The sequence below is a fragment of the Pseudanabaena mucicola FACHB-723 genome, assembly GCF_014696385.1.
Lineage (GTDB): Bacteria > Cyanobacteriota > Cyanobacteriia > Pseudanabaenales > Pseudanabaenaceae > Pseudanabaena.
Map to the genome: position 1 here is coordinate 14820 of NZ_JACJQB010000016.1, position 17073 is coordinate 31892.

16 protein-coding genes are annotated in these 17073 nt (G+C 42.7%); 6 read left to right on the top strand and 10 right to left on the bottom strand.

From position 1 onward, the window contains the following. Positions 1-2: 2 nt before the first annotated feature. The gene (locus tag H6F41_RS09720) at positions 3-1706 is read right to left on the bottom strand and encodes a fumarate reductase/succinate dehydrogenase flavoprotein subunit (RefSeq protein ID WP_190403285.1); all 1704 of its coding nucleotides are present in this window, start codon (positions 1704-1706) and stop codon (positions 3-5) included. Positions 1707-2030: 324 nt separating this feature from the next. Here H6F41_RS09720 and H6F41_RS09725 point away from each other — a divergent pair, with 324 nt between their 5' ends. Further along, on the top strand, positions 2031-4043 hold the full coding sequence (locus H6F41_RS09725) for a LysR family transcriptional regulator (RefSeq protein WP_190403286.1): 2013 nt from the start codon (positions 2031-2033) through the stop codon (positions 4041-4043). A gap of 48 nt (positions 4044-4091) precedes the next feature. Here H6F41_RS09725 and H6F41_RS09730 read toward each other — a convergent pair whose 3' ends face one another. From H6F41_RS09730 to H6F41_RS09755, 6 genes are all read right to left on the bottom strand, one after another. After that, positions 4092-4913 carry an ABC transporter ATP-binding protein gene (locus tag H6F41_RS09730; protein ID WP_190403287.1) on the bottom strand — a complete coding sequence of 274 codons (822 nt, stop codon included), beginning with the start codon at positions 4911-4913 and terminating at the stop codon, positions 4092-4094. 62 nt (positions 4914-4975) lie between these two features. Beyond that, positions 4976-5866: an ABC transporter permease gene (locus H6F41_RS09735; protein WP_190403288.1), complete on the bottom strand. Its 891-nt coding sequence runs from the start codon at positions 5864-5866 to the stop codon at positions 4976-4978. Between the two features lie 127 nt (positions 5867-5993). Then, positions 5994-7406, bottom strand: a complete 1413-nt coding sequence (locus H6F41_RS09740; protein ID WP_242022998.1) for an ABC transporter substrate-binding protein — start codon at positions 7404-7406, stop codon at positions 5994-5996. 306 nt (positions 7407-7712) lie between these two features. Then, complete coding sequence (locus H6F41_RS09745) at positions 7713-8540, bottom strand: cytochrome c biogenesis protein CcdA (RefSeq protein WP_190403326.1); 828 nt, start codon at positions 8538-8540, stop codon at positions 7713-7715. 145 nt (positions 8541-8685) lie between these two features. Next, on the bottom strand, positions 8686-9225 hold the full coding sequence (locus H6F41_RS09750; RefSeq protein ID WP_190403290.1) for a TlpA family protein disulfide reductase: 540 nt from the start codon (positions 9223-9225) through the stop codon (positions 8686-8688). 62 nt (positions 9226-9287) lie between these two features. Continuing rightward, on the bottom strand, positions 9288-9785 hold the full coding sequence (locus H6F41_RS09755) for a TlpA family protein disulfide reductase (RefSeq protein ID WP_190403291.1): 498 nt from the start codon (positions 9783-9785) through the stop codon (positions 9288-9290). Positions 9786-10240: 455 nt separating this feature from the next. On the opposite strand from H6F41_RS09755, the gene H6F41_RS09760 reads away from it, so the two are divergent. The 5 genes from H6F41_RS09760 (at position 10241) to H6F41_RS09780 (ending at position 15731) form a co-directional block, all read left to right on the top strand. Then, positions 10241-10816, top strand: coding sequence for a cysteine dioxygenase family protein (locus H6F41_RS09760; RefSeq protein ID WP_242023003.1), 576 nt, complete (start codon positions 10241-10243; stop codon positions 10814-10816). A gap of 56 nt (positions 10817-10872) precedes the next feature. Then, positions 10873-12312, top strand: coding sequence for a sensor histidine kinase (locus H6F41_RS09765; protein WP_190403292.1), 1440 nt, complete (start codon positions 10873-10875; stop codon positions 12310-12312). Next, positions 12309-12989: a response regulator transcription factor gene (locus H6F41_RS09770; RefSeq protein ID WP_190403293.1), complete on the top strand. Its 681-nt coding sequence runs from the start codon at positions 12309-12311 to the stop codon at positions 12987-12989. The genes H6F41_RS09765 and H6F41_RS09770 overlap by 4 nt, the downstream gene beginning before the upstream one ends. A 63-nt stretch (positions 12990-13052) precedes the next feature. Beyond that, positions 13053-13781, top strand: coding sequence for a TVP38/TMEM64 family protein (locus tag H6F41_RS09775; RefSeq protein WP_190403294.1), 729 nt, complete (start codon positions 13053-13055; stop codon positions 13779-13781). Positions 13782-14117: 336 nt separating this feature from the next. Further along, positions 14118-15731, top strand: a complete 1614-nt coding sequence (locus H6F41_RS09780) for an efflux RND transporter periplasmic adaptor subunit (protein WP_190403295.1) — start codon at positions 14118-14120, stop codon at positions 15729-15731. A gap of 37 nt (positions 15732-15768) precedes the next feature. Here H6F41_RS09780 and H6F41_RS09785 read toward each other — a convergent pair whose 3' ends face one another. From H6F41_RS09785 to H6F41_RS09795, 3 genes are all read right to left on the bottom strand, one after another. Further along, complete coding sequence (locus tag H6F41_RS09785) at positions 15769-16119, bottom strand: DUF5615 family PIN-like protein (RefSeq protein WP_190403296.1); 351 nt, start codon at positions 16117-16119, stop codon at positions 15769-15771. A gap of 1 nt (position 16120) precedes the next feature. After that, positions 16121-16474, bottom strand: coding sequence for a DUF433 domain-containing protein (locus H6F41_RS09790; RefSeq protein ID WP_199288727.1), 354 nt, complete (start codon positions 16472-16474; stop codon positions 16121-16123). Positions 16475-16616: 142 nt separating this feature from the next. Continuing rightward, positions 16617-17072 (bottom strand): hypothetical protein, encoded by a 456-nt coding sequence (locus tag H6F41_RS09795; RefSeq protein ID WP_190403297.1) that lies wholly within the window; start codon positions 17070-17072, stop codon positions 16617-16619. Position 17073 lies beyond the last annotated feature (1 nt).

Sequence of the window (17073 nt, forward strand, 5' to 3'; positions counted from 1 at the left end):
AATTAGCGCACAGCAACGTCATAAACTTCCGTTTCAACATTCACATCCACAATGTAAGGCTCAATCGGACGCTTGAATAGCACCATCTGATCGGATTCATCCTTTTTGAGATGCACATGGCAGAACCATTCTTCATTGTTCTTTTCAGGATAATCGACGCGATAGTGATAGAGACCCCAACGGCTTTCTTTGCGATAGAGTGACGCTCTCGCCGCCATTTCTGCACAATCACGAATAAAGTGAACCTCCATGCAACGCATCAGTTCATGGGGATCTTGTGCGCCCATTTGATCGAGGCTAGCATGGTAATTAACGAAATTGCTCAAGCCAATTTCCATGCGGTTAGCCGACTTGGGGGGTTGAAGATAGTCATTGACCAAGCGGCGCAACTTGTATTCAACTTGGGTATGGGGAATACCATTGGGGCGATCAAGTGGTGCATAGATGCGGGCTTTCTCAGTTGCCACAAATTCAGGATCGGGATCGAGGTGTTCTAAGCCTTGGACATATTCCACCGCATTCTCCCCAGCGATGCGCCCAAATACAAAGGCTCCAATCATGTAGTTATGGGGAACACTTGCCATGTCACCAGCAGCATATAGCCCTTTAATGGAAGTTTCCGCTTTCTCGTTGACCCATACGCCCGATGCGCTGTGACCACTACAGAGACCAATCTCGGAAATGTTCATTTCTACGCCCTTGGTGCGATAGTTCTCGCCGCGCCCTTGGTGGAATCTTCCTCGGCTAGGACGTTCATTCGCCCAGAGAATTGATTCGATTTCCGCGATCGTATTCTCATCCAAATGAGTCATTTTAAGCTGAATTGGACCTTTGCCAGAGTTCAATTCTTTCCAAACCTCTAGCATCATTTGTCCACTCCAATAGTCACAGCTAATGAAGCGGTTGCCTTCTGCGTTGGCAGTATAACCACCAAAGGGACTAGCAACATAGGCACAGGCTGGGCCGTTGTAATCCTTCATTAAAGGATTGATTTGGAAGCATTCAATATTGCTTAGTTCTGCACCTGCATGGTATGCCATCGAGTAGCCATCACCTGCATTAGTGGGGTTTTCGTAGGTTCCATAGAGATAACCAGAGGCGGGTAGTCCTAATCTGCCACAGGCTCCTGTGCAGAGAATCACAGCTTTAGCTTGGATAACTACAAAATCACCATTGCGAACGTCAAAGCCAATTGCCCCGATCGCTCGACCATCTCTCACCAATACACGGGTTGCCATGACGCGATTGGTTACTCTTGCCTTGTGGCGTTTAACCTGACGTGCCAAAATCGTTTTGAGATCCTTACCCTCTGGCATTGGCAACACATATTTACCAACTCGGTGAACCTGCTTGAGATCGTAATCCCCCTGCGTATCCTTTTGAAACTTTACGCCCCATTGCTCAAGTTCTTGAATGACGGAAAAGCCGAGTTTGCCCGTTTGATAGACGGCATTTTGGTTGAGAATGCCATCATTGGCGATTGTGATTTCGCGGACGTACTGCTCTGGAGTAGAATTTCCGGGGATAACTGCCGTATTGACACCATCCATACCCATGGCGATCGCACCGCTACGACGAATATTGGCTTTCTCTAGTACCAGAACATCGCCATCTGGATTGGCTTGTTTGGCTTTGATGGCTGCCATCGTTCCTGCTGTACCACCACCAATCACCAAAACATCTGTCTTGAGCCATTGAGTATTCAATTTGAAATCCTCCTCGTTTCTAAAGAAAGTCGAACCTGAATCATGGGATAAATCACTTGAGTATTTGTTCGTAAAATGTTGCTAACAATACAGACAAAATGACTGCAAGCAAGTTTTAGAGAACTATGTTCATTGCGATCTATTTAATCCCTTGCAGAAATGTAACAATACCGTTTGTGTTGTATTTCTTGTTTTCATTATGCAATGGATTTCAGGTTTAGTTTATCGAGGTATTTTATAGACTGATAAATTCATTGAATCAATAGAATGTACCATTAGATAAAATCATTACAGATAGCTCATCCTATTTTTGTTGTAACTACCATGGAAGTTTATCAAATCCGTGTATTTCTTGAAGTGGCTCGGCATTTAAGTTTTACGGAGGCATCTGACGTTTTAAATCTTACACAACCAGCAGTTAGCGCTAAAATCAAGTCTCTCGAAACGGAATTGGGTACTCCATTATTTCATCGGCTGGGGCGCAAAATCCAGCTTACAGATGTGGGAGAATTCCTTCTTGAAAATGGTCCTAAACTAATCGATCTAGAAAACGATTTATTGCAGGAAATTGAGCATATAAAAAAGGGTAAATCGGGAATAATTAAAATTGGTTGTACTTCAGAAATAGGTAATGGATGGCTGCCAACAAAACTATTTGCGTACCGACAAAAGTATCCAAACTTACAAATTCAATGTAATATTTTTGATTCTGTCGAATTGTTATATCGGAGCATCATTAATAATGAGATTGATATTGGCTTCTCAGATATTAATTTTGCCGATGTTGCCGAAATTTCTTCGATCGCAATTGCATCGATCCGCTACTCGCTGTTTGTGTCTGCTCATCACCCCCTCGCCCACAAAAAGTGGCTTAGCCTTAGCGATTTAAAGCATCATCCTTGGGTGTTAATGAATTCTGAAGCCCCTAGCCGTAAGGTTTTGGAATCACGCTTGACAGAAATTGGGCTATCTCTTAGCGATTTTTCTAATGTGGAAACCGTAGACACATCAAGCCTCATGCGAACCTATATGACTCAAGGAGCATATTTGGGCTTTGCTTCTAATTTTGAATTCCAGTTGGAATGTCAAGCGGGAAACTTAGTCGCAATTTCTTTGCAGGAATTTGCTTTGTCAGGCAGTATCTTTTTACTGACTCCCAAGGGAATTAATGAGATTGATGACTTAAATGATCATAAATCATCTAAATCGTCACGGGGGGCTGTAGATCTCACGCCTACGCAGAAATTAGTGAAATTATTACAGGAAAATCAACATCAGCAAGTAGATATTAATAATAATGCTAATAATGCGATGCATATGCGATCGCCTAGTTTTGCACTGCGTACCGCTAATAGCAATCGACCCGAAACGCTCACCCTCTCGATTGGTATTCAAAATGGCACAATTCCCTCGGTGACGGCAGGATTAATTATTCAGCGTTTGCAGTTGCTATCTCATTTTTTACCCAAAGATGGGCGCTACAGTGGCATCCAGTTTCAGATTGAATGGCAAAATTTTGCGACGGGTTCACCAATTGTGACGGGGCTAGATTCTGGAACATTGAATATTGGCATTTTGGGGGACTATCCATTACTACTGAGTGCTTTGCCAAATCCTGAGACATCTCAGTACAACACTCGTTTAGTCAGCTTTGTGTCTAGTAATCCCGATGGTTCTGGCAATGCCTTCATCGTGCCACATCAATCAAAGGTAGAAACGATCGCTGATCTGCGGGGGCAAAATATTGCTGTGCCATTACGCTCTTCGGCACATGGCATGGTGATGCGATCGCTCCAAGCAGCAAACCTACTAGATCAGGTGGAATTAATTTCCCTTGAGCATATTCAAGCGATTCGTGGCTTTAACTTTCCCTTACATTTAGCCGATAGCTATGCTCATTTCGCACCTTTCCATGATGTCGCTTGCCGTTGTGGAAAATTTCGCTATCTCGCTGATGGCAATCTCGATATTCTGCCATCCTTTTATGGGGTCGTGGTCAATCATGACCTCGCTGATCGCTATCCTGAAGTGGTGATTGCCTATTTACAATCTCTCAAAGCCGCCCAACATTGGTATGACAATACACCCTCAGCCCCTGCTCAGGTTGCCCAATGGACTCGTCTGGATCTAGATTTAGTAACTGAAATTCTCAATGGTTCTTACCATCCTGAACAAACAGCACGCTTCTTTTCTGAAACCGTAATCCGTCCCGACTGGCTGAAACTACACATTGACCACCTCAGCAAGATTCCTAATAACGAAAACCTCACCAAAATTAATCTAGATCGCTGGATTCAGCCAGAATTTCTCAAGCAAACCTACAAAACGTCGCGGTAAAACATGGTGGAAAATGAAGACGTAAAGCGTCTTCATTTTCCACCATGTTTAATCCTCAAATGCCATACTTTTTAAAGTCTCCTCACGAATCAGGTCGAATACATGTCGATTGAGTTGCATAAATTCGGGAGTGAGCATCAAATCGACATGGCGGGGACGTTCTAGATCAATATTGACCATCGTTTTAATATGTCCGGGATTAACTCCCATCACAAAAATGCGATCGCTTAAAAATACAGCTTCCTCAATATCATGGGTCACAAACACCACCGTAGATTTTAAATCTTGCCAAATATCTAGCAATAGCTCCTGCATCATGTGACGGGTTTGGGCATCTAGGGCGGCAAAAGGCTCATCCATCAGCAATACCGAAGGCGAATTGACTAAGGCGCGAATGATACTTGCTCGCTGCTGCATACCTCCTGACATCTGATAGGGAAAGGCATGGCGATATTTGGACAAGCCCACTCGATTTAAATAGTAATCAACCAATTCTTTGCGTTCATCCTTAGGTACACCCCGCACCTTCAGCCCAAATTCCACATTTTGGAAGGTCGTTTTCCAAGGTAGGAGCGAATATTGCTGAAATACAAAACCGCGATCAGCCCCTGGTTTAGTAATCCTTTGGTAATCAACTAACACATTACCCACAGAAGGTTTAATAAATCCTGCGATCGTATTCAAGATCGTTGATTTACCGCAGCCAGAAGGCCCGAGCAGACAAATAAATTCCCCAGGTTGAATCGTAAAGTTGATGTTATCTAAAACTGAAGTAAATACTCCCTTGCGTCGAAAACCTACCGATAGATTCTCAACCTCTACTAATCCTTTAACCTGCGATCGCAGATTATTTTCGAGCAACTTTGCCATCAACGTAAATCCTTGCTATATATCAGTTACAAAAAACTTGAAACAAAATTAAATCCTTAATACTAAGCAGTTTTCTTTTTGGTAACGCGCCAAGGCATCAGCAAATGAATTAAACGCTCAACTAAACAAGAACTAAGAGAACCCATCAAACCAATCATCAACATACCCATTACAATTGGTGGATAGTTAGAAGTAACGTAGGATTCCCACGTGATATAACCGATGCCATAACGACCTGCCAAAATCTCCGCCGTTACCAAGCAAAACCAGCAATTTCCCATGCCGATGACTAAACCACTGGCAATACTAGGCATTGCCCCCGGCACAACAATATCTTTGAACACATACCACTGTCCAGCACCTAAACATTGACCAACCCGTAACAGCAGCATATCAACGCCTTCAACCCCCTTGATCGTGCTAATTAAAATTGGGAAAAATGCACCGATAAAGGTAATGTAAATCATGCCCGACTCAGCGTCAGGAAACATGAGAATCGCTAAGGGAATCCAAGCTACAGCTGGAATCGGTCGTAATAATTCCAATGGCAAAAATACGAGATCCTCTAATTTCTGAAACCAACCAATCAAAATCCCTAAACCCACTCCTAAAATAGTGGCAAAGAAATAACCAGCCAAGACCCGAATTACACTGGATTGAATATGAATCATGGCATTGGTCGAGAAAAACTTGACCGTCGCTTCTGATACTTCTATGGGCGATGGCAAGAAGGAAAAGTTAATCCAGAAATTAAACTTCACCATACAGAGGATTTGCCAGATACCGAAAAATAAGATTATGGATAGTATTCTTCTGAACAGTTGATTACGTTTGCGTGCCGAAAATGGCTCTTTCACCACATCCGATGAGCGCCCGAATAAACTTTTGATGGACAAACTAAAACTATTCCAAAATTCGATAGGTAGCGATCGCTCAGAAGGTATGTTAGACATCGATCATCTCCAAAAAATAGGTTAATAGATATGAGTATGTAACGCGCTTTGCGCGTTACATACTCATAAATTTAGAAGCAAGCCTAATATAAACATCACCAAGTTTCTGTTCCGCAGTAGCAGATTATTAGAGCGCATTAAAGGTGAGAACTTGAGCGCCCCCTTGACTTGTTGCATAGGCTTGAGCATCTTTTTCGGTCAGGAATGCGGCGATATCATCACCTTTACGCACGAAGAAGGAATTTGCAGCTAGTAATTTCCAGCCTTTGTTGAAATCATGCACAAACACAGTGCTTGTGGCTTGTTTGCCTTCAGCCTTCAGTTTTGACACTGCCGTTACCATATTTTTGATAGAAGCGAAGTTTCTGATCTTCTCTTCACCATCAACCCAAACCTGTGCTGCCAGTTTAGGCTCAGTAATTGCTTGCTTGGTTTCCGCATCTTCACCAGAGATTGGGAACTTTTCTGCCTTGGCAATCATTTCGTCATAGTTCAGCCCCATCTCTTTGGCAGCAAGTTTTAAGTAGCTGTCATCGGTGAGTTTGGTGATTTCCGCAGCATCAACTTTGGCATCTAATCTGCCTAATTGCTTCAGGGTATTGACGCTGTTAGTTAAAGCTTCTAAATGGATCGGAAGAATTGCGGGACTGACTTGCTGTAATCCATTGGGGCCAAGGAACATATAGACGGCTTCTTTCTCCACACTCGTCCACTTTTCCATTTTTGCCGCGATCGCTTCAGGTTGTTCACGCACCATTTGGTTAGCTTCCAAGAGAGCCTTGAGGTAAGCAACAACTAGTTCAGGATGCTCTTTGGCAAAGTCGGAACGTACTACGACACCGTGAAATGTGGGTACTCCCAACTCAGCACCATCAAAGATCTTGCGGGCAAAACCGCGTAAAGGGAATAGTTCACCAAAGGGAACAAAGTTGGCATGAGCATCAATCTGATTTGTCTTCAAGCTTGTACCACCAACTTCAGGTGCTTGGCTGATTAGTTTTACTTCAGTCTCAGGATTAATCCCTTCCTTCTTTAAAGCACCCAATAACATACCATGGGCAGCCGAACCAAAGGGAACTGATACTTGTTTGCCTCTTAAATCAGCAATGCTTTTAATCGGGCTGTCCTTGGGAACCATGACAGCATTGCCTGCTCCAGTCGCACCATAGGATAAGGTGGCAATATAAATACTGTTGACTCCAGCACCCTTGTCTCTGAATGTATTCATATTGATGGTTAAGGGAAAGTCCCCCATCATGCCAATGTCAACTTGATTAGCTAACATTTTGTTATTAATTGGGGGCCCAGATGTATGGCTTGACCATTCAATCTTATATTCGACATCCTGATATTTGCCAGTCTTTGGCAAATACTTTTCTAGAAGCTTTTCTTCACGGATAATTGGACCGCCCGTTGCTGTATTAATGGTTTGATCTTGAGTTGCGATCGCAATCCGAATTACTTTTTTGTTGCCTGAAGAACTAGCTTGATCAGTCGGATTACTGACAACACTACTGCTACAGGCTGTGATTAAACTCAAAGAAAACAATGAGATAGAAAATAAAAATCTTCTACGAGAGGGCAGCTTTACATTCATGACGAACACTCTTGTATTTCTTTCTTCTCTATTAATTCAGGATGATCACTGCCTATCTGTAAATGTAGATACAAATCCTGTTCTAGAGAGAGTTTGATACATAAGAGAATTCATTTGACTCATAAAATAAATTTGTGAGTTACTTAAGTTCTTATCTTTAGGGATTACGCAAGAAGGAAAAGATGTGTAAAAAGAAAGTTTTTATTCGTCAAACGATAAAAGCGAGAAAACAAGCACAAAAGATAGAATTTAACTGCCAACGAACCACTTTATGCCTATAAATAGATAGTAGATTCCTGCAATGATTAGAGCGATACTACCGAACTTGATAATTCCTTCGGAGTATTTCATCAGGAGGTTGGCTTGTTTGGCGAAACCAGTCAGCAAACTAGATAAAAAGATCACAATTGTGTATCCCAAGGCATAACTTACCATCGTCAACACTGATACAACTTGTGAACCACTTGCCGCCGAAGCCGCAAGCACTGCAAACAGGACTGGGCTGGCACAGGGGGAACTAACCAAAGCGTAGGTTAAGCCAACGCCAAAAGGACCAAAATTAGCTCCGCCAACATTAATTCGAGGTAGAGGAATCTGAATTAAGCCCAATAAACCTAATCCCATAATTAAAATAATTGTTCCGACAACCACATTAATGTGACCACGATATTCCACGATGACCAATCCTGCAAAGGACGAAACTAATCCAAAGAGGCTCAGAATAATTACATTGCCAAGTACAAACATTCCTGCTTTCACAAAGGCATCTTTGCGAGAGGTAATATTGCGAGTGCCAATGTAACTCAAATTTAGGGGTAGCATCGCCAGAATGCAGGGAGAAATACTAGCAATCAAGCCGCCAATAAATGCAAGGGGCATCAATACTAATGGATTAGCTGTGTCTTGTTGGGCAAACCATTCTTGATAGCGATTTTCTACGACAGAGATGGCATATTCTAATGCTTGGGATATAGGGGTAGTGATGAATAGAGCAATTACAAAACCTAGAAGTACAAATCCTCCAAAAATAAGCCATTTTTTAGGAATTTTAGCGCTGTTTTTTGTAGTAGTTTGCATAGCGAGATCGGTTTTGCGATCGCTATTTTGAAGGGGTTTCATAGAGGTTTCCTAAAATTGAAATTGTTTACGACTTTCATAAAAATGACGCATAGTAAGGACCATTCATGAATTGCCCTTGAGTTGTCCTTACTATGTTTTGAGGTTACTTTGTCAGCGCAGCATCCAAAACTTTGGTGTAAGCCATTTTGTCGGCATTGTTGCGATATTGAGCCAAGATCTTGCCCGTGGCGGGATCAACAATTGTGAGCGAACCAGTTTGAGTTTTGTTCTCGGCAAGAAACTTGCTCAGTCCTAGCTCCTGAGCAGTAGCTTCCGCTGCCGCCGTGGTGGTTTTATCCGATACATCTAGCACCACAAATTCAACTTTGCCATCATATTCTTTCTTCAGTTCAGAGACGGTTGGGGCAATATTTTGGCAAGCAGGACACCAACTCGCATAGATATCAACTACAACGGGCTTACCTTGCAACTTTTGCGCAAGAGGACCACCAATAGAAGCGCCAGAGGTAGATTTAGCCGCACAAGGATCAGCTTTCTTTGCCGCGCAAGGGTCGGGTTTAGTTGCAGTAGTGGTGGTGCTGGCAGTATTGTCTTTGGATGCTTCAGGTGTAGCACAAGCAATAAATACACCCGTACTCAAGAGTGCGATCGCAGCTAATGAAGCAAGATACTTAATTTTCATGATTTTTTTTGATGGCGAATATTGGTAAATTAAAGTAAAGGGAATTGGGATAGGCGATCGCCTTATTTTTTAGCTAAAGCTGCATCTAAGACCTTGGTATAGGTATCTTTATTGGGGTTGTTGCGTTGTTGCGACAAGATTTTGCCTGTGGATGGATCGACGATGGTTAACGAACCTGTTTGCGTCTTATTAGCAGCAAAGAAAGCACTGAGTCCTAACTCTTTAGCGATCGTCTCTGATTGAGCCGTAGTGGATCGATCTGATACATCTAGCACCACAAAGTGAACTTTGCCTGCATATTGTTGTTTCAATTGGGAAAGAGTTGGCGCAATGTTTTTGCAAGCAGAACACCAACTAGCATAGATATCAACCACAACGGGCTTACCTTGCAACTTTTTGGCGAGAGATCCACCGACAGAAGCGGATTGGGCATGGGCGGCTTCACCTGTGATCGCTTCAGACACAGATTTTTGGATAGATTCTGGCTTTACTGAAACAATCGCAGTGCCAAGACTTAGCAAAGCAATCGCGGTCAAAGTGTTCAAATACTTAGCTTTCATAGAAATTGCTTAGATGAAATATGGGAACGAATTGAAGACTGAGCCAATTAAAGATGAGCAAAATGAGGGCAAGATGAGGAGTAGATGGATATTACATAAAGCTTGCAGACAATAGAACAAACTCTCCTAGCATCGCAATTTTGGAGAAGGTCTTCATCAAAAATTTATCTTGGAGTCACATGGCGCTCATTTGCAATCTCAGACTTGGCTATAACTTAAAGGAAGCAAACTGATACTTCAGGCTAAGGTTTAAGTAGTTGAGCATAAGTAAACTAAAAAACCAGAGATTATTCCACCCGCTACGCGGGTGGAATAATCTCTGGTTTTAGGTTTTAATTAAGCCGAGCTGCTTACTATGAAAAGCTTGAAACTTAGTGCAATCAGGAGAATTAATGCAAGCGATCGCTCAGGACTGGTTAGTTAACAATGAAAGCTTATGTATTCCCTTTGAATCTATGCAAAAAGATTTGCAAGAAGATTCATTCACAAACAAATATCCCATTCCCTATCGACTCTATCGATTTCTTACCGATGTGGAGAACATCATCTGGCAAGAATCAGACGATTGCTTGCGATTGCAAAAAATCTGTCCATTAGTGCGGCGCTTGCTCAATGAATCGGAATGGATTTTGACTAGTTTTGCAATGCCCGATCGCAAAACGGGTTGGTCAGTGCAGATGATCTATGATGAGCCAGATTTCGCGCTAACCGTGCAGACAGTCGCTTGGTCACCGCAGCGTGTTTCATCAATTCATAATCATGCCACATGGGGAATTGTGGCGCTGATTGATGGCGAAGAGAAGAATACTTTTTGGCAGCGATCGCCTAGTGCTGAATTTCCCGATCGCCTTGTCAAAACAGGAGAACATATCCTTACGGCTGGTGATATTCTCTGTCTGATGCCTGAGGCAATCCATCAGATTGAAGCGATCGGCGATGAACCCACGATCAGTTTTAATATCTACGGTATAACTGACTATAGCCAACGTTTTGAGTTTGATGTACAGCAGCACACCGCTAAAAATTTTTAATAGTCGGCATCGGTGAAGCTTCTCGTCACCAATGCCGAACCTGCTAAACAAAGCCAATGTATAAATCAATTAGAACTGCGATCGCAAATTTACTTAGCAAGCGAGTTTCACACACCTCACTTCAGTTTCGTTTGACCGTAGAATTGATCGCGCTTTCGGTAATTAGCCTAACGGGGGTATCTGTTTGGGCAGGTTGGCGAATGGAACAGACAGTGGTCAATGGTCACAAGCAAATGCTGGAATATGTGGCGATGCGATTTCCCGATCAAGTGGAAATGTATATGGAAACAGGTGGCGTTCAAGCAGGAATAGAGCGGACATTCAATAAAGTTGCCACTTCCGAGTTAGCAATTCTCGTCAAAGGTGACAACGGCAAAGTTCTTGCCAAATCTACGAATAACTATGATTTAGCCGCAGATTTACAAAATATTGGCGATACCCAAGTGCCAACCACGCCACAGGTCATCCAAATCGGCGATCGCTATGTGGTGATGTGTGGCAATACTCTAACGGTCAATGGAAAACTTGTTGGCAAGGTTTACCTTTCTCAAGATATTACCAATGACCAATTGCAGTTAAATAATGGCATTTATGGATTAATTATCGTTAGTATTAGTGCAACGATGATCTTGATTGTGGCGATCGCCCTGCGAATTCGCAAAGCCCTCTCGCCTTTGCAAGAAATGAGTCAGATGGCAAGCCTGATATCCATTGACGACCTCAGTGCTGCTAAATTAGAACTAGCCAAGGCTCCCGATGAGATTTTGGGATTGGCACAGACTTTTAATGAAATGCTCCAAAGATTATCGAGCGCTTGGGAGCAGCAGCGTCAATTTGTTGGCAATGTATCCCATGAGTTACGCACGCCTTTGACGGTAATCTGTGGCTATTTGCAAAGCTTGCTCCGCCGTGGCGACAACCTTAGCGTTTATCAAAAACAAGCGCTCGAAACTGCCAGCGCAGAAACCGAGCGCACGATCCAGATGCTTCAAGACTTGTTGGATCTTGCCCGTGCTGATAGTGGCAATTTGCATTTTCGGCAAGCTCCTGTTTTTTTAAATACCTTAGTTGCGGAAGTGGCGGCAATGAGTGCCAAAGTCAGCGATCGCTTGGTCACAGCGATCACTCAAGATCAAGATATTGTTGCTCTGGCTGATCAAGATCGACTGCAACAGGTTTTGATTAATTTATTGGATAATGCAATTAAATATTCCGCAGATCCAGTGGAAATTCAACTGGAAACTAGAGAAGATCGAGCGATCATCCATGTGTGCGATCGCGGTATTGGTATTGCCCTTGCCCATCAGCAGCGTGTGTTTGAGCGTTTTTATCGCAGTGATGATCCCTCCACCCGTTCCCGCGATGGCACTGGACTAGGATTAGCGATCACAAAAAGCTTAGTAGAGGGAATGAATGGCAAAATCAGCCTCATGTCCAAGCCAAATGAGGGTAGTATTTTTACAATCAGTTTACCGCTATGGAATCCGCAACGATGAATAATCGCATTCTACTGATTGAAGATGACCCTAAGTTATCGAAATTTATTGAAATGGAACTTGGTTTAGAAGGTTATCAAATAACTGTGGCGATGACTGGCTTAGATGGCTTGCAACTAGCCCGTGAGACACAGCCTGATCTGGTGATTTTGGATTGGATGTTACCCGAAATATCAGGATTAGATATCTGCACAAGGTTACGCAAAACGGGGGTAAAAGTACCAATCATTATGCTGACAGCCAAGGATGAAATTTGCGATCGCGTTACTGGTTTAAATGCAGGAGCCGATGACTATCTCACTAAGCCCTTTAGTATTGAAGAGCTACTCGCCAGAATTAAGGCAAGAATGCGGCGGATGTATCCTGAAGCTACCGACAATTTACAGTTTGAAGATATTACTTTAAGTCATACTTCCCGCGAAGTCTATCGTGCAGGGCAGAGGGTCGATCTGACCGCCAAAGAGTTTGATTTACTAGAATTTATGCTGCGCCATCCCCAGCAAGTCTTAACCCGTGACCAGATTCTCGAATCGGTGTGGGGCTATGACTTCATGGGTGAGTCGAATATTATTGAAGTGTACATTCGGGCTTTACGCATCAAATTAGAGGTTCATAATTCTAAACGGTTACTGCATACCGTGCGCGGTGTGGGCTACGTCTTACGCAGTCAAGGATAACCTCATGAAGGTTGGTGACACTTCTAAATCTGGTCGCTCTAAATTGATAGTTTAATATATCCCATGTCGAGATACCACTTAACTAAATATCGATTTTGGCTAAAAATATTGCTCAACGCGATTGCGATCGCATTGTTAGTAATAGCGTGTTATCACCTGAATATCAATGGTTTTCTGCAAAGTATCATTACTTGGATCAAGGATCAGGGAACCCTTGGCATCATTGTATTCATTATTGTTTATAACCTTGCCACAGTTTTATTTATTCCTGGCTCGTTCCTAACCTTGGGGGGTGGCGCACTCTATGGAGTATTTTTCGGCTCAATCTATGTGTTCATCGCTGCAACTTTAGGCGCAACCTTTGCCTTTTTAATCGGTAGATATTTAGCTAGGGGCTATGTCAGTCAAAAAATTCGCAACAATATTACCTTCAGGATTACCTTCAGGGCAATTGATGCTGTCATTTGTAGAGAAGGATTCAAAATCGTTTTTCTAACTCGTCTTTCACCAGTTTTTCCTTTTAACCTACTCAACTATGCCTTTGGAATTACTCGCGTGGCTCTTAAAGATTATATTTTAGGATCAATTGGCATGATCCCCAGCACGATCATGTATGTCTATCTTGGCTCTCTGGTTATGGATATTAACCTCATTAACTCTCAACCAAACAGTAACCCCCAAACACAAGTCATTCAATGGAGTCTGCGCTTAATTGGACTACTTGCCACCGTATTCGTAAGCATTTACGTCGCCAGAATTGCCAAAAGATCTCTTCTGCAAATTACTAAGTAGTTCTGCATCAATAACTTTAAAACTCAGAGAGTGAGTCGCCCGCGAAGCGGGCGACTCACTCTCTGAGTTTTGGTTTTAATTATGTTTAGCTACTTAAAAACTAGGATTGGCTTTTTCATGCTCATTTCATTTTCTTGTGAAACACTACAATGCAAGAATTCTAAGCAATGTTTGAGATATGACTATAAAGATCGACAAGCAAGTAGGCAAATCAACAACAATGAATCATTCAGGTGTCCTGATATGCCATGATTCCATACCAGAAAAAAAGATCGCGTGTATGGGTGCATGGCGCAAAGCTTGGTACGGCAAGTAAAAATGTATTAGGGGCAATTTATGAAAAGAATTTATGGTACTTGTCTGAGCTTAGTTTTGCTTGTCAATCCCTTACTTAATCCTGTGGCAATCCTTGCCCATGCAGGGCATGGCGATGAGTTTGGTCATGGTGACACGATCGCCAATCCATCGGCGATTGAAATTGATCAGAATACGGCTCAAAAAGTGGGCATCAAAGTTGAACCTGTCAGCAAGAAGACTATGGCGATCGCTCTCAAAGCTACGGGGCAGATTGAACCTTTACCCGATGGCAAAGTGAAAGTGACATCACCGATTAAGGGAACTTTGATTTCGTTGTTAGTGCAACCTGGGGATAAGGTGGAAGCGGGGCAAGTAGTCGCAGTGCTATCTAGTCCTGAACTGACGGATTTGCGGGTGAATGCCCTAGAGAAACAAACTGACGCTGTGGCAAGTGTGCAGGAGGCGATCGCGAATTTACAATTTGCGAGACAGAACTATGGCAATCAACAACAGATTGTGGAAGCGGAACTGCGTCAAGCGGAAACGGAGTTGAAGATTGATCAGGAACGTTACGACCGCGATCGCGAATTATTGGCAAGTGGGGCAATCTCGCGGCGACAATTCCAAGAATCGGAGAGCCGATTTCTCGCTGCTAAGTCTAATTTGTCTAAAGCATCAGGTCGTTTACCATTGCTAGAAGCGGCTGCCCAAGTCACCAAAGCCGAAGCAATGCTAGAAGCAGCACAATCAAAGGTTGAGTTAAGTGGTTCAGCATATGCCGCCCGTTTACGACAGTTAGATTCTAAGGCTGACGCTGACGGTACGGTGACAATTGTTGCGCCAATCTCAGGTGTGGTTAGCGATCGCGAAGCCACAATTGGCGAAGGTTTTGAAGAGGCAGGTAAACCGATTATGACGATTGTGAACGATCGCCGCGTTTTTGCCACGGCAAATATTTTTGAAAAGGATATCAATCGCATCAAGATTGGACAAAAGATTAATGTCACTGTCGCAGGAATATCAACCAATTCCCCAACTAATACAAAGCTGCAAGGCACAATTACCACCATCGGTTCCGTAATTGCAGGGGAGCAGCGCGTGATTCCCGTCAAGGCAGAAATTAATAATGCCAATGGACAGCTAAAGGCGGGAATGTTTGCGGAATTGGAACTTCTCACCAGTCAAGCTTTAAGTCCTGTTATCGCAATTCCTGCGATCGCGGTAGTAGATATGCAGGGCAAAAAATTGGTCTATGTCGAGAATGGTAAATCCTTTGAACCAACGGAAGTTACTCTCGGTCAAGTATCCGATGGATTTGTGGAGGTAAAAAGTGGTTTGTTTGAAGGCGATCGCATCGTGACTGAGGGAGCGCCTTTACTTTATGCCCAATCGCTGCGCGGTAATCCCAATAAGGCTGCTGTTGAAGAGACTAATGCAGATAGTAACAAGGCTCTATCTCTGCCTTGGTGGAGTTTCCTCATTGCCACAAGTATAGTCGGCAGTGCGGTTTATGGTGGCTATTGGCTGGGTAAGCGCAAGAATTTAGCAACAAATAATACTAACAATGTGTTTTCTCCAAGTTCTATAGAAACCATCTATCTCCCTAGTCTGCCAACTTCTGCTGCCACAAAAACTGAAGGAGAGCCAGAATAAGATAACGCAGTGTTAAGTGTTAGGCTTTGTCTGGGCTTTAGGAAAAAGGTATGAAAAGAACTTGACCTTCATATTCTTCAGGCTCGCTACAACAGATAAATAATTCTAAGTCATCAATGATCTTACCTATGGCGGCTGTCGCAATCACTTCCACAACTCCAGTCATGGGTAATCCTTGATTGACTCGCTGATATGCATACATCGTAATGGTGGCTACATCATGGGTAAGCAAGATACGTCCCTCATTCGCCGCCCATTCCAAAATAATTGGATCATCAGTATTCCTCAACCCTACGTCTTGAACACGAATTACATCCAATGTAGGCAAACGTCTCATTAGACCACGCAATATAGCCCCGTTAAAATTTTCGTCAGTTAGAAAGCGCATTTTATCTCGATTCTTTTTGTGACTGACGAGCAAGCAAGCGCTGCCTTAGGTTCGTGAGGTCGTGCTTTTGAGTAAGTTGTTGCCTGAGTTTTTGAGCTTGTTGATTGCGTTGCTCCAGATAGTTGTCAATTTCCTCTCTATGGTTTAGATAATAAGCGATCGCACTGTATATGTCTTCTAAGTGAAGAACTGAATACTGAATAGCAATTTCTTCAGGAGTGGAGCCATTGTGATATGAAGCAAGTAGACTATCTAGTGTTACCCGACTTGAGCCAATACGAATACCCCCTGCCTCATCCCAACGAAAAGGAGGCGATATTACTTGAAACTTATCTGGGGTGCTCATTAGGGACATATTGCACCTGAATTGAACTGTACTAATACATTGTAGTAAATGTAGATTGTGTTAGGGTCAGCGTAATGCACGAATTTTGAATATTAGTTAAGGTGCGTTACATTTCATTAACGCACCCTACAAGATCGGCGATCGCACTTTCCTATTCATAACTCCCAACGTATGTATCAGTCACTTCATGATAAATTCTACTCCCATTTTTAAACACAGATATTGAAACATAGCCATTTCTAGAAAGAGGATTAAATTCAGCAATCTGATAGGTATACTCTCCATTCCTAGCTTTAAGTAACCAAGGGTTAGCACCTGTGTATGGATTATTTCTTTCATAAACTTTCAGAAAGATTGTTTGTTCAATGTCTTGCTTATCTTGTCCAACATAGTAATAGTCAGAATTGCTCCAATCCTTACATATGGCAACATTATATTCTCTTGTACTAAATGCAATCATTGTAAGTAGATCGCGGCTTTTACATAAAGGTGAATCCCTATCAACAATTTTTCTGGCATTTACCGAATCTGCACCTAAAAAATTTATTGCAGGTAAAGTTAGCAACAAAAACACTAATTTAAGTAAAGGTCTAAAGACAATTTTCATA